Source organism: Youngimonas ophiurae (nom. illeg.) (assembly GCF_049803795.1).
Classification (GTDB): Bacteria; Pseudomonadota; Alphaproteobacteria; order Rhodobacterales; family Rhodobacteraceae; genus Thalassobius.
Window position 1 is genome coordinate 13140 of sequence record NZ_JBNAGJ010000011.1, and the last position, 13136, is coordinate 26275.

At 59.1% G+C, this 13136-nt stretch carries 11 protein-coding genes and 1 pseudogene; 8 read left to right on the plus strand and 4 right to left on the minus strand.

What is annotated here, in order from left to right; all coding sequences use genetic code 11:
* The first annotated feature begins 3 nt into the window (after nucleotides 1-3).
* The 8 genes from ACP15O_RS17160 (at nucleotide 4) to ACP15O_RS17195 (ending at nucleotide 8302) form a co-directional block, all read left to right on the plus strand.
* Entirely contained in the window at nucleotides 4-1119 is a 1116-nt protein-coding gene (locus ACP15O_RS17160; RefSeq protein WP_425097348.1) for a CaiB/BaiF CoA transferase family protein, read from the plus strand.
* The gene (locus ACP15O_RS17165; protein WP_425097349.1) at nucleotides 1116-1997 is read left to right on the plus strand and encodes a branched-chain amino acid ABC transporter permease; all 882 of its coding nucleotides are present in this window, start codon (nucleotides 1116-1118) and stop codon (nucleotides 1995-1997) included. Before ACP15O_RS17160 ends, ACP15O_RS17165 begins: the two co-directional genes overlap by 4 nt.
* 4 nt (nucleotides 1998-2001) lie before the next feature.
* Nucleotides 2002-3081: a branched-chain amino acid ABC transporter permease gene (locus ACP15O_RS17170; protein WP_093455113.1), complete on the plus strand. Its 1080-nt coding sequence runs from the start codon at nucleotides 2002-2004 to the stop codon at nucleotides 3079-3081.
* Nucleotides 3078-3845 carry an ABC transporter ATP-binding protein gene (locus ACP15O_RS17175; RefSeq protein ID WP_093455112.1) on the plus strand — a complete coding sequence of 256 codons (768 nt, stop codon included), beginning with the start codon at nucleotides 3078-3080 and terminating at the stop codon, nucleotides 3843-3845. Before ACP15O_RS17170 ends, ACP15O_RS17175 begins: the two co-directional genes overlap by 4 nt.
* A complete protein-coding gene (locus ACP15O_RS17180) occupies nucleotides 3842-4612 on the plus strand; it encodes an ABC transporter ATP-binding protein (RefSeq protein ID WP_425097350.1) in 771 nt (256 codons plus the stop codon). The genes ACP15O_RS17175 and ACP15O_RS17180 overlap by 4 nt, the downstream gene beginning before the upstream one ends.
* Entirely contained in the window at nucleotides 4609-6447 is a 1839-nt protein-coding gene (locus ACP15O_RS17185) for an AMP-dependent synthetase/ligase (protein WP_425097351.1), read from the plus strand. Before ACP15O_RS17180 ends, ACP15O_RS17185 begins: the two co-directional genes overlap by 4 nt.
* Nucleotides 6448-6467: 20 nt before the next feature.
* Nucleotides 6468-7628 carry an ABC transporter substrate-binding protein gene (locus ACP15O_RS17190; RefSeq protein WP_425097352.1) on the plus strand — a complete coding sequence of 387 codons (1161 nt, stop codon included), beginning with the start codon at nucleotides 6468-6470 and terminating at the stop codon, nucleotides 7626-7628.
* Nucleotides 7629-7690: 62 nt separating this feature from the next.
* Complete coding sequence (locus tag ACP15O_RS17195; RefSeq protein WP_170848854.1) at nucleotides 7691-8302, plus strand: TetR/AcrR family transcriptional regulator; 612 nt, start codon at nucleotides 7691-7693, stop codon at nucleotides 8300-8302.
* A gap of 314 nt (nucleotides 8303-8616) precedes the next feature.
* Here ACP15O_RS17195 and ACP15O_RS17200 read toward each other — a convergent pair whose 3' ends face one another.
* From ACP15O_RS17200 to ACP15O_RS17215, 4 genes and pseudogenes are all read right to left on the minus strand, one after another.
* Nucleotides 8617-10395: a PHA/PHB synthase family protein gene (locus tag ACP15O_RS17200; RefSeq protein ID WP_425097353.1), complete on the minus strand. Its 1779-nt coding sequence runs from the start codon at nucleotides 10393-10395 to the stop codon at nucleotides 8617-8619.
* 261 nt (nucleotides 10396-10656) lie between these two features.
* On the minus strand, nucleotides 10657-10965 hold the full coding sequence (locus ACP15O_RS17205; protein ID WP_370687519.1) for a carboxymuconolactone decarboxylase family protein: 309 nt from the start codon (nucleotides 10963-10965) through the stop codon (nucleotides 10657-10659).
* Nucleotides 10966-11020: 55 nt separating this feature from the next.
* Nucleotides 11021-11469 (minus strand): annotated as a pseudogene (locus ACP15O_RS17210) (MaoC family dehydratase).
* Between the two features lie 23 nt (nucleotides 11470-11492).
* The gene (locus ACP15O_RS17215; protein WP_239368547.1) at nucleotides 11493-13127 is read right to left on the minus strand and encodes an electron transfer flavoprotein-ubiquinone oxidoreductase; all 1635 of its coding nucleotides are present in this window, start codon (nucleotides 13125-13127) and stop codon (nucleotides 11493-11495) included.
* Nucleotides 13128-13136 lie beyond the last annotated feature (9 nt).

A 13136-nucleotide genomic window follows, 5' to 3' on the forward strand; every position in this document is an offset into this window, starting at 1 on the left:
GCGATGCTGACTCGCAATGGTCCCCTCAAAGGTGTTCGGGTCATCGAAATGGCCGGGATCGGGCCTGCGCCCTTTGCGGCCATGCATCTGGCCGACATGGGCGCCGAAGTGGTGCGGATCACCCGCCCCGGTCAGGCTTTTCCCTTGCCAATCGAAGACAAGCACAACCTGTTCAACCGCTCGCGCCGCAGTCTGGTGCTCGATCTGCGGCAGGCGGATGATGCCGAAAAGCTCTGGGCGCTGATCGAGCGGACCGAGATTCTGATCGAGGGCTTTCGACCCGGCAAGATGGAGAAACTCGGTTTCGGTCCAGAGGCGGTTCTGGCGCGCAATCCGGCGCTGATCTATGGCCGCATGACCGGATGGGGCCAGACCGGGCCGCTGGCGCAGGCTGCCGGGCATGATTTGAACTATGCCGCGATCACCGGCGCGGTTCACGGGCTGGGCGAGGCCGACCGGCCCCCTCCCGCGCCAATGAACCTGATTGCCGATCAGGGTGGTGGCGCGATGATGCTGAATGTCGGCATCCTCGCGGCCCTGACCCATGCGCGTGCAACCGGCGAGGGTCAGGTGGTCGACGCGGCCATGTGCGATGGGGTCAACCTCTTGATGACCATGCAACACGGGCTGGCGGCCGGTGGGGCCTGGAGCGGCGAGCGCGCTGGCGATTTCATCAATGGCGGGGTGGCGTGGTATCGTTGTTACGAAACCGCCGACGGAAAGTTCATATCCATCGGCTGTGTCGAGCCACAGTTCTTTGCCGAATTCCTGCGCCTGACCGGGCTGAGCGATGATCCGCGTTTTGCCGACCAATATGCGCCCGAGGCGCAGCCGGCCATGCGCGAGGCTCTGACCGAACTGTTCCTGACCCGAACACAGGCCGAATGGTGCGAGGTGCTGGAAGGCAGCGATGCCTGCTTTGCGCCGGTGGTGCCACTGGCCGAAGCCGCCACACACCCGCACAGCCGGGCACGCGAGAGCTTTGTCACCGTGGGTGGCGTCGAAATGCCCGCCCCGGCGCCGCGTTTTTCACATACCCCGCCAGACACTCCGACAACTGGTGACGCCGGTTCCGTCGAAATGAACGAAATTCTTCAGCATTGGAGGACCGCCACATGACCGGTCTGAGTTTCGCCGACGCCATACAGCTTTTGCTCGTCGGCCTGTCACAGGGCTGTCTTTACAGCCTGATCGCCATCGGCCTGGTGCTTGTCTACAAAGCCACCGAGCAGGTGAACTTCGCCCAGGGCGAGTTCATGATGCTGGGGGCCTTTGTCGGTTACCAGTTCATCGTGCTTTGGGGCCTGCCCTATTGGTTCGGGGCCTTGCTGACGCTCGTGTTCATGGGCGGGTTCGGTTACGGGGTCGACGCGCTTGTTGTGCGGCGGCTCACCGGACAGCCGGTGTTCACCGTTTTCATCCTGACGCTGGCGCTGGGAATTGCACTGCGCGCCGTGGCCGGGATTGTCTGGGGCTTCGGCAACTATTCGCTGCCTGCTCCGGTTGAGGGCAATCTGACACTTGGGTCGGTCATCATCGGCTGGTCCAGCGTTCTGGCGATCCTGGTGACCGCCATCGTGGCCAGCGGGCTTTACGCCTTCTTCCGCTATGCCCGCCAAGGCGTGGCGATGCAGGCCTTGTCCCTGAACCAATTGGCGGCCTTTTACATGGGCATCCCCGTCAAGCGCCTGACCTCGTCCATCTGGGCCATGTCCGCAATCTTCGGCGCCATCGCCGGCCTGCTCCTGGGCCCGGTCACGCTGGTCTCGACGCAGATGGGATTTGTCGGCTTCAAAGCCTTTGCCGGCGCCATTGTCGGCGGGTTCGGATCGATCCCCGGCGCCGTTCTGGGCTGTTTGCTGATCGGCGTGACCGAGCCGTTCTTCGACATCATGTTCCCGACGTTCAAGGGCATCGGCGCCTATCTGATCATGTTCGTCGTGCTGCTGATCCGGCCCGAAGGGCTGCTGGCACAAATCTACGCAAAGAAGGTATAGGCTCATGCGCGTTCTTTTCCGCAAATCCTACAAGCAGGACATCCGCCTGTTTCGCGACCGCACACAGGCTTTCTGGTATCTGCTGTTCTTGTGTATCGCGCTTGCCGCCCCGCTGTTCCTTGACGGCTACTTTCTGGACGAATTGTCGTTTGTCTACATCTATGCCATCGCCGGCCTGGGTCTGATGATCCTCACCGGATTCTCGGGACAAGTGAGTTTCGGGCAGGCCGCCTTTGTTGCCATCGGCGCCTATGCTCATACCATCCTGCTCAGCCGCTACGGCGTGCCGTGGATCCTGTCGCTGCCCCTGGCGGCGCTGATCACTGGTTTGGTCGGGCTGGCCATCGGGCGCATCTGCGGGCGCATGCATGGCTTGTATCTCGCCATCGCTACGCTTTCGATTGCTATCGTGACCGAACGGCTGATCGGCGGCGGCGGCGATTTTACCGGCGGACATCGTGGCCTGCCGGTTCCGGGCATCGACATCTTCGGCATCGCCATCGACCAGAGCTGGAAGACCTACCTGTTAAATCTCGCCCTGTTTGTCGGCGCCATTCTGATGACGCGCAACCTGTTGCGCACACGGTCTGGCCGCGCCCTGATCGCGATCCGCGACAGCGAAGTTTCGGCCCGTTCGCTGGGCACGAATGTGGCCTTCTACAAAGCCTATGCCTTCTTCCTGTCGGCGGTGTTCGCCGGTCTGGCTGGTGGGCTTCTGGCGCATGCGTTCTACTACATTACACCGGAAACTTTCGGCATGGGTGAGAGCATTCGCCTGCTTCTTATGATCGTTGTCGGTGGGATCGGCACCATCCACGGGGCCATCTTCGGCGCGTTCTTCATCGTGCTGCTGCCCACCGTCCTGAGTTGGGTCAAGGTGCTGCTTCCCGGGGCCATAGCCACATCCGGCGGGTTCGACAGCCTCGCCTTCGGGATGATCCTTCTTGGCTTCATCCTGTTCGAACCTGATGGGCTCTATGGCCGCTGGGTCAAAATCCATCACTATTTCAACGTCTTCCCGATGTACAAGCGCCGCAGCTTCCAACGTCAGAAGACCTTCCTCAAGACGGAGCGTCTGAAATGAGCTGGCTTGAAGTCGAAAACGTGTCGCTGGCATTCGGTGGGCTGAAAGCCGTCGATAACCTGAGCTTCTCGGTGGAACCGGGCAAGGTATTCACCATCATCGGTCCCAATGGTGCCGGCAAGAGCACGGTGTTCAACCTGATCTGCCGCATCTATGACCCGCTGGAAGGCGATATCCGCTTTGGTGGCGAAAGCCTGCTGGGGGCCAGGCCCCACGAAGTGATCAACCACGGCATCGCCCGCACCTTCCAGAACATCGAATTGTTCGAGCATGCCTCACTTCTGGACAACCTGTTGATCGGCCGGTTCCGGCATGGGCGGTTCTCGCCGCTGAGCGAGCTGTTCTTCCTGCCCGGCCAATTGCGCCAGGAACTGGAGCACCGCCGCAAGGCGGAAGAGGTTATCGAGTTTCTCGATCTCGAAGGCTACCGTCACGCCCGCGTCGCCGACCTGCCTTACGGCGTGCGCAAGAAAACCGAGATGGCGCGCGCGCTGGTCGCCAGCCCCGAGATCCTGTTGCTGGATGAGCCCTCCAGCGGGCTGACCACCGAGGAAACCGACGACACCGCCTTTGTGATCGAAGACATCCGCGAGGATCTGGGCATCACCGTGGTGATGATCGAGCACGACATGAAGCTGGTGAACAAGGTCTCGGACAAGGTTCTGGCAATCAACGAAGGCCGCTTCCTGGCCACCGGCAGCGCCTCGGAGGTGCAGGACGACCCGGATGTGCAGGCAGCCTATCTAGGGGGGGAAGCGGCATGAGCGAAGTTCTGAAAGTCCGCAATGTCGAAACCATGTATGGCCGCGTCATGGCGATCCGCGGTGTCAGCCTTTCGGTGCGCGAAGGCACCGTGGTCACGGTCATGGGATCGAACGGCGCTGGCAAGACCACTATCCTGAAAACCATCTCGGGGGCGCTCGACCCGTTCAAAGGTGAGATCACATTCAAGGGTAAGGCCATTACCGGCCTGGATCCGGATGTGATTGCCCGCACCGGTGTGGCCCATAGCCCCGAAGGACGCGAAGTGTTTGCGCTTTTGTCGGTGAAAGACAACCTGATGATGGGTGCCTATTGCCGCAAGGACCGCGACGAGGTGGCGCGCGATTTCGAAAAGGTTCTGGGATGGTTCCCGGTCCTGCGCGAATTTCTCGACAAGCAGGCGATCTATCTATCGGGTGGGCAACAGCAGATGGTGGCCCTGGGCCGCGCCTTTATGGCGCGGCCCAGCCTGATGCTGCTGGACGAGCCGTCACTGGGTCTCTCGCCCCGGCTGATTTCCGAGATTTTCGCGATCATCAAGCGGATCAACGTCGAAGAGGGCATGACCATGCTGCTGGTGGAGCAGAACGCCAGCGTCGCGCTTCCTGCCGCCGATTTCGGCTATGTGCTGGAAACCGGCCGGATCGTCATGGAAGGCGAACGCGACATGCTGATGAACAGCGCTGACATTCGCGAATTTTACCTTGGCATCAAGGCCGACAGCGCGCGGGGCGACCGCCGCTGGAAAGCAAGGAAGACCTGGCGATGAACGACATCTCTACACAAAACTGGACCCCGCCCGTCTTTGAAATCGACGGCTGCGACACACTGCCCAAACTGTTTCGGCAGAACTGCCGGAAATTCGGGTCCGCGATCGCGATCCGCGAAAGGGATTTCGGCATCTGGGAAGAATACACCTGGACCGACTACTATGACCGGTCCCGGCAGGCGGGCTGTGCGCTGATAACGCTGGGGATCGCGCCCGGCGACATCGTGGCGATCATCAGCGAAGACAACAAGGAATGGGTGTTTTCCGACCTTGGCATTCAGTGCATCGGTGCGGTCACCCACGGGCTTTACCCAACTTTGCAGGAAAAGCAGGTGGCCTATCAGCTCAACGACAGCGGCGCCAAGGTGTTGTTCGTCGAGGACGAGGAACAGCTCGACAAATACCTGCTGGTGCAGGACGAGCTGCCGGGGATCGAAAAGGTCATTGTCTACGACATGGAAGGCCTGCGCCGGTTTTCTCACGACAAGGTCATGGGATGGGAGGCGTTTCTCGAGCTTGCCGCGGACGGCGCCCCCGAAATGCACGCCGCCTTCGAAACCCGAATTGATGCCGGCAAGGGCGAGGACATCGCCACGCTGATCTATACCTCGGGCACCACCGGCGCGCCGAAGGGCGCGATGATCTCGCACCGGTTCTTTCTGGCGCAGGCCGACAACCACCCGGAAATGCCGCTGGGCCCGGGCGACGAAATCCTGACTTTCCTGCCGCTGTGCCACGCGGCCGAGCGCATCATCTCGGTCGCAACCCCGATCCGGCATGGCATCACCATCAATATTGCCGAAAGCGGTGAGACCTTTAATGCCGACATTCAGGAAGTGGCCCCGACTTTCATCTTTGCCGTGCCGCGGGTGTGGGAAAAGTTTTATTCCCGCATCTCTTTCATCATGAATGACGCCACCGCCTTTGGACGCTTTGCCTATACGCAGGCGCTGAAAGTGGCCGAACGCCGGGCAGATCTGCTGGCTGCGGGCAAACAGGTGCCGCTGGGCCTTTCCCTTTTTCACCGAGCGATCGATTTCCTTGTCCTGCGCAACATCCGCGTGGAACTGGGTCTGGCACGGGCGCATACGATCGTTTCGGGCGCCGCGCCGATCTCGGCCCGACTGCTTCGCTGGTTCAATGCGCTCGGCGTCTCTGTGCAGGAAGCCTATGGACAGACCGAGACTGGCATTGTCACTGCCACGGTTCCAGGCCAATCGCCCATCGGCTCGATCGGGCGGGCCATGCGCGGCGTCGAAGCCAAACTGGCCGAGGATGGCGAGATCCTGATACGCGCGCGGTCAAACTTCTCTGGCTACCTGAGCCAGCCGGAAAAGACCGCCGAGACCATGGTGGATGGCTGGGTGCATACCGGCGATGTCGGCAAGATGGACGACAATGGCGATCTGACCATTCTGGACCGCAAGAAGGACATCATCATCACCGCCGGCGGCAAGAACATCACGCCCTCGCAGCTGGAAAACGAGCTGAAATTCTCGCCCTACATCTCGGACGCGGTGATCATTGGCGACAAGCGCAAGTACCTAACCGTGCTGATCATGATCGACCAGGAAACGGTCGAGAAATACGCACAGGACAAGCGCATCCCGTTCTCGAACTACAAATCGCTCTGCGAAAGCGAGCCGATCATCGAGTTGATTGGCAACGAGGTGGACCGTGCGAATTCCGGATTTTCGCCGGTGGAACAAGTGAAGAAGTTCCGCCTGATCGACGTGCTTCTGACGGCTGAGGATGAGGAACTCACTCCGACGATGAAACTCAAACGCAACGAGGTCGAGCGTAAATACAAAGACCTCATTGAAACTATGTACTGAAACTTGAAAGGGAGGAAATCATGAAGAATTTTGCAACTGCACTGGCGCTCTCCGCGCTGGTCACCGGGGCGGCCATCGCTGGTCCGCAGGGCGTGACCGAAGATAAGATCACGCTTGGCAGCTATACCGATCTCAGCGGCCCGCTGGCTGTCTGGGGCGTACCTGAAGCCAACGGACTGCGCATGCGCGTGGACGAGATCAACGCCGCGGGCGGCATTCACGGTCGCCAGCTTGAGATCGTGATCGAGGACACGCAGTATCAGGTGCCGCGCGCCATTCAGGCTGCCAACAAACTGCTGCGCCGCGACAGGGTCTTTGCTATGGTCGGCGCGCTGGGAACACCGATGAACCTCGCGGTCATGCCGCAGCAATTGGACGCCGGCGTTCCCAACCTGTTTCCCATGACTGCGGCGCCCGAGATGGCAGAGCCGCTGCACCAGATGAAATACGCCTTTTTTCGCAACTATACCGAGCAGTTCCGTGCGGCGGTAGCCTATTTCCATGACAATGGCGGGTTTGTGACTCCCTGCGTGTCGCAGATCGCCAACGAGGCGGGCGAGTCGATGACGCTTGGCGTCGAACAGCAGCTACATGAATACGGCATGGAGATCGTTGCAAAAACCGAGCATGCGGCCACAGAGACCGACATGGTGTCTTCGGTCACGACCTTGAAGAATGCAGGCTGCGACATCGTCTTCAACGCCGGCAGCGTCAAGGACACGATCTTGACCGTTGCCACCTCGAAGAAGCTCGGTTTCGAACCGATCTTCGTCACGGGCATGGTCCCCTACATGGATGCTGTGGCCAAGGCGGCAGACGGTGCAATGGAAGGGCTCTATCTGGTTTCGCCCTTCGTCTTCGCCGATGTCGCGACCTCGGAAGGCGAGGCCAAACGCATCCTGGAAAGCTATGCAGAGACCTATGGGACAAAAATGGAGCCGCAGGCGCAGTTGGGCTATATTTTCATCGATTTGCTGGCCGAGGCGCTTGAAGCGGCAGGCCCCGAACTGACCACCGAAGGCTTCTTGGCTGCGATCGAGGCGATCAATGGCTATGTCGATCCGATCGGCGGCCAAACAATCAGCTTTGGCCCCGAAGATCACCAGGGGGTGGAAACGCTGATCCTGGCCAAGGTTGAAAACGGCGCCTGGACAGTTGCAGCCCGGGGCCTCGACTACTAAACTTGGTAAGATGCCGGGCGGGAAGAATTCTCGCCCGGCGCACAATTTCAAGCGAGGGTCATGTGCCTGCAATCCAGTGGCATAGAAAGACAAAAGACGTCGAAGAGCAGCAGGAACTGAAGCGCCGTGCCGTGTTGGACGTTGCGGCGAGACTGTTTTCGACAGTCGGTTACAAGAAAACCTCGCTCGATGATATCGCCGCCGAACTCGATCTGACCAAGCCTGCACTCTATTACTACGCCCGCAACAAGGAAGACATCCTGATGCAGTGCTCATTGGTGTCGCTGGAAGGGGTCAAGCTTTGCTTTGACGCGGCCCAGGTATCAACTGGCAACGGCCTTGACAGGTTGCGCGTGTTTTTTCGTTCTTACGCCGCATTGGTTGTGAGTGATTTCGGTTCCTCATTGATGCGCGAGGCGCGCCGCAACCTCACGGGCAGAAACCAGGACAAACTGCGCCAGACCCTGCGCGATGGTCAGGATTTCCTTGAAGAGATCATCAAGGCCGGCATTGAAGACAAATCGATCCGCCAAAGTTCAACAAAAAGACTGGCGCAGGTGCTGTTCTCGGCCTTCAACCAGATGCCGGAGTGGTACAACCCTGACGGTTCGGAACCTCCTGAGGTTATTGCCAACCAGATCCTTGAACTTGTCAGCGATGGAATACGAGCCTAGCGCACCCAATGCTGTGTTTTTGCGCTCAATTTCGGCATACAACCAGACCAGTCACAGTCGGGATTTCGGAATGCCGGTTGATTGGGGGGCAATTCATTCGGTGAAATCTGACGAAGATCGTTGCCCTGCCCACATATGCACAGGAGTATCCGCTACCGGCCATTTGATTATGCCGAGGAATGCAAGACGTTTGATGCTTGGTTCAATAGGGATAGGATTTCCGGTCGTTCCGCTTCACGAGGGATGGCGTTCAGGTTTCGCGGCGATTTCCGGCAGTACCGAACGACCACATATCCCTGTCATGGAACGCGGTCTCAATTCGCCCGAACGTAGCTTCCCGGTGCCGGCTCGATGGATTTGTACTTTCCGCGGTTGACGGGCTTTCGAGGCTTGACGGTCTTGCCGTCTTTGGCCTCGAGCCAGTCCGCCCAGTAGGGCCACCACGACCCCGGCATTTCCGTGGCCTTGGTCAGAAAATTCGCTGGTTCTGGCGGATAGGTGTCGCTTTTTCTGAAACCGTATTTGGCACGTTCGGTCGGGGGGTTGATGACTCCGGCAATATGGCCCGAGCCGCCAAGGACAAATTCAACCTCGCCGCCGAGTATCTGCGTCGCTGGATAAATCGAGGTCCAGGGGGCGATGTGATCCTCGGACGTGGCAAGTACGAAAACCGGCGTTTCTATTTTGCTCAGGTCGATCTTGATGCCGTTCATTTCCAATCCGCCGGGCTGGCGAAGCCGGTTCTCGAGATAGATCTCTTTGAGATACCAAAGCAGCATCGCCGCCGGTAAACGGGTGGAATCCGAGTTCCAATACAGAAGGTCGAAAGCGCGAGGTTTCCTGCCGCGCAGGTAATTCGCCTCGAAGAACGACCAGATCAGGTCGTTCTCGCGCAGCATCGAAAACATGTCCTGCAGGTGATAGGCTTCAAGATAACCTTTCTCTTCCATATGCGCGCGCAGAACTTCCAGCCGGTTCTCATCAATGAAGACGCCGATTTCTCCCACGTCCTTGAAATCGACCATGGTGGCCAGTGTTGTGGCGCTATTGACCCGGTCATCACCAATGCCTGCGAGGTAAGCCAGCGTCGCCGTCACCAGGATGCCGCCGATGCAGAAGCCGAGGATATTGGCCTTTTCTTCTCCGGTGATGTCGCGAATGGCATCAAGAGCGGCCAGCGGGCCGAGGGTCATGTAGTCGGCAAAATCTTTGTCCGCGTGTTCGCTGGTTGGATTAACCCAGGATATCACGAACACGGAATGTCCTCGATCCAGCATGTAGCGCACCAGGCTGTTCTTTGGCTGCATGTCCAGAATGTAGAACTTGTTGATCCAGGCTGGGACAAACAGGATTGGCACGCTATGCTGTTCCGGAGTGCGCGGATGGTACTGGATCAGTTGCATCAGGTCGTTCTGGAATACGACCTCACCTTCGGTCGTACCAAGGTTTTCGCCCACCTGGAAAGCCGTTGAATCGTTGGTAGCGATGTCCAGACGCCCCTCGCCGCGCTCGAGATCGTCGAGCATGTTGGACAGCCCCTTTCGGAAACTCGTGCCGTCGGTTTCGATGAACATCTTGCGCGCCGGAGCGCTTGTCAGCAGGTAGTTGCTGGGCGACAGAGCACTCAGCATCTGCCGGGTGTAGAAACTGACGCGCATATGATCCCTGAAGTCTTTTGGAAGCTTTTCCAACAGGTCATTGGTCGCGTCTTCGACCGCCAGGAACATGTCGCGATAGATGCGCGATACCGGGTCCTTGTCCCAATTGGGGTCACTGAAACGGCGGTCCTGCACGCTGCCCTCTTCCCCGGTGTCGCGCAACATCGCCTGCCAGGAGGACAAGATTGCCGTGCCCGCTTTCATCTGTGCATCAAACAACTTTCCCGGGTTCTGCAGCATGTCGCCCCAGAAAGTTCCATAGGCTTTGGCAAGCGTTTGGGTGTCCATCAGGGAATACTCCGACCCGCTGGCTTTCTTGAGGGCGCGCTCGTGGAGCTGTGACAAAACTGCCATCGTGCGCAGCGTCAGATCCTGCATTTCCGTTGCGGCCTCTGCCATGTCAGCGCTGTCTGTCGAATTTGTCTGTTGCGTCATCATCCGCGTCCCATCATGTAGAATTCGTCATTCGGGCGCATCGAGGTGACATTCGCCATCCTGTTGGACAACCCGACGAACGCCGTGATGCCTCGATGTCCCAGATATCCTCATCGTTGAAACCGTGCCCATGTAGGGTTTCGAAATCGAACTCATCGATCGCAACTGCATTATCGAACACTTTTAACGCGAAATCGAGCATTGCCACCTGCCGGGGTGTAATATTCGCTTTGCGACAATTCGTGGCGACCTGGTCTGCAATCATCGGGTTCCTGACGCGGATCCGGAGAATCGCCCCGTGAGCAATCGGCAATACAGGCGGCTATTGTCATTGGAGGTTGCCACAACGATCATTTCGCGGTCGGCCTGAGACAATCCGCTTTCTTTCTCCATCAATGCATCATGATAGGCCATGAACGCGCGCAGTCCGCGGGTCGGTGCGCAAAGGCCAGAAACACATTCGGAATAACCCCCGCCCTTTTTCTGAATGCCGAGGATCATGGATTTCGGATCCTCGGGAAGCGCATTCACGTCGGGAACCGAATAGCGGCTGATGGGACGTTCGGTCACAGGTGTCTCCGTCTGGGTGACTGAATCAGGAAACGTCGGCACTACCGGCACCGCGTTAAGCGGCCTTGGCGGCCCGTTTGGCGCTGGACGTCAATTTGACCGTTGCCTCGCCATCCACGACGACCTGGTCCCGTACGCGGCAGGTCGTTTGCAGGACGGCGCGGCAGCGCCCTCGCATGATTTCCTTGACAACCACTTCAGCATGAACCGTGTCACCCGGACGCACAGGCGCCACGAAATTCATCGCCTGCGAAATATAGATTGTTCCTGGCCCAGGCAGTTTGTTGGCAATCGCTGCTAAAATGGTGCTGGCGGTCAGAAATCCATGCGCGATACGGCCATTGAACGGGGGGTCTTAGCGAATTCATCGTTGATGTGAATCGCGTTGTTGTCGCCGGACGCACCCGCAAAAAGAATGATGTCGGCATCGGTAATGGTTTTCGAAAACGTGGCGATCATGCCCGGTTCGAGATCCTCGATGTCATATCCGTTCAGCTCGTTCATAGTCCGGTTCTCCTGATATTGCGTTACATGTTGGGATAGTTCGGCCCGTCGCCCCCCTGCGGCGTGACCCAGTTAATGTTCTGGCTGGGGTCCTTGATGTCGCAGGTCTTGCAGTGCACACAGTTCTGGAAGTTGATGACAAATTTGTCTTCAACCACCTCGTACACGCCCGCAGGACAGTACCGCTGTGCCGGTTCGGCATATTTCGGCATGTTCACGGACATCGGCACGTTGGGGTCTTTCAGCTGCAGATGCGCAGGCTGGCTTTCCTCGTGATTGGTCATCGAGAAGCTGACATTGGTCAGCCGGTCAAAGCTGAGCGTGCCATCGGGCTTGGGGTACTCGATGGGCTTGTGCGTGCTGGCCTGCTCGGTCGCGGCGGCGTCGGTCTTGCCGTGTTTGAGCGTACCAAACAGGCTGAAGCCCAGCGTGTTGGTCCACATGTCGAACCCGCCCAGCGTCAGGCTGGCCAGCAGGCCATACTTGGACCAGAGCGGCTTGACATTACGCACTTTCTTGAGGTCCTTGCCGATGGGGCCGGTGCGGACTTCGGTCTCGTAGTCGCTCAATTCATCGCTGGAACGTCCGCCTTCAATGGCGGCATGCGCGGCCTCGGCGGCGGCCTTGCCGCTCAGCATCGCATTATGGTTGCCCTTGATCCGCGGCACGTTGACCATGCCCACCGAACAGCCCAGCAGCGCCACACCCGGCGCCACCATCTTGGGCATCGACTGGAACCCGCCCTCAGAGATCGCCCGCGCGCCGTAAGCCACGCGTTTGCCGCCTTCCAGCAGTTCGGCCACCATCGGGTGATGCTTGAAGCGCTGGAATTCCATATAGGGGAAGAGATGCGGGTTCTTGTAGTTCAGGTGCACCACGAACCCGACATAGACCTGGTTGTTCTCGAGGTGATAGATGAACGACCCGCCCCCGGCATTGCCTCCCAGCGGCCAGCCCATGGTGTGGGTCACCTCACCCTCGTTGTGCTTGTCCGGGTCGATCTCCCAGATCTCTTTCATGCCGATGCCGAATTTCTGCGGCTCCTTGCCCTTCGACAGGTCGTATTTGGCAATCACTTCCTTGGCCAGTGACCCGCGCACGCCCTCGGACAGAAACACGTACTTGCCGTGCAGCTCCATGCCGGGCTCATAGGCCGGCCCCGGTGTGCCATCGGCTTCCTTGCCGAACTCACCGGCCACAACACCCTTCACGCCGCCGTTTTCGTCATAAACCAGCTCGGAACAGGCCATGCCGGGGAAAACCTCGACGCCCAGCTCCTCGGCCTGCTCGGCCATCCAGCGACAGACATTGGCCATGCTGACGATGTAGTTGCCGTGGTTGTTCATCAGCGGCGGCATCGGAAACCCCGGCACCCGGATCTGACCGGCCTCGCCCAGCATGTAGAACTTGTCGGAGGTCACCGGGACGTTTAGCGGCGCGCCCTTTTCCTTCCAGTCGGGGATCAGCGCCTCGAGCCCCGAGGGATCGAGTACTGCGCCGGACAGGATATGCGCCCCCACTTCCGAACCCTTTTCCAGCACCACCACGTCAAGCGAACTGTCGAGCTGCTTGAGACGGACCGCGGCGCTCAGACCCGCAGGCCCCGCGCCGACGATCACCACATCATATTCTATCGTTTCTCGTGCAGATCCAGACATCTCAATGAC

Coding starts and splice junctions, on each gene's coding strand:
- ACP15O_RS17160 (WP_425097348.1), top strand. CDS start 4: ATGCTGACTCGCAATGGTCCCCTCAAAGGTGTTCGGGTCATCGAAATG.
- ACP15O_RS17165 (WP_425097349.1), top strand. CDS start 1,116: ATGACCGGTCTGAGTTTCGCCGACGCCATACAGCTTTTGCTCGTCGGC.
- ACP15O_RS17170 (WP_093455113.1), top strand. CDS start 2,002: ATGCGCGTTCTTTTCCGCAAATCCTACAAGCAGGACATCCGCCTGTTT.
- ACP15O_RS17175 (WP_093455112.1), top strand. CDS start 3,078: ATGAGCTGGCTTGAAGTCGAAAACGTGTCGCTGGCATTCGGTGGGCTG.
- ACP15O_RS17180 (WP_425097350.1), top strand. CDS start 3,842: ATGAGCGAAGTTCTGAAAGTCCGCAATGTCGAAACCATGTATGGCCGC.
- ACP15O_RS17185 (WP_425097351.1), top strand. CDS start 4,609: ATGAACGACATCTCTACACAAAACTGGACCCCGCCCGTCTTTGAAATC.
- ACP15O_RS17190 (WP_425097352.1), top strand. CDS start 6,468: ATGAAGAATTTTGCAACTGCACTGGCGCTCTCCGCGCTGGTCACCGGG.
- ACP15O_RS17200 (WP_425097353.1), bottom strand. CDS start 10,395: ATGACGCAACAGACAAATTCGACAGACAGCGCTGACATGGCAGAGGCC.
- ACP15O_RS17215 (WP_239368547.1), bottom strand. CDS start 13,127: ATGTCTGGATCTGCACGAGAAACGATAGAATATGATGTGGTGATCGTC.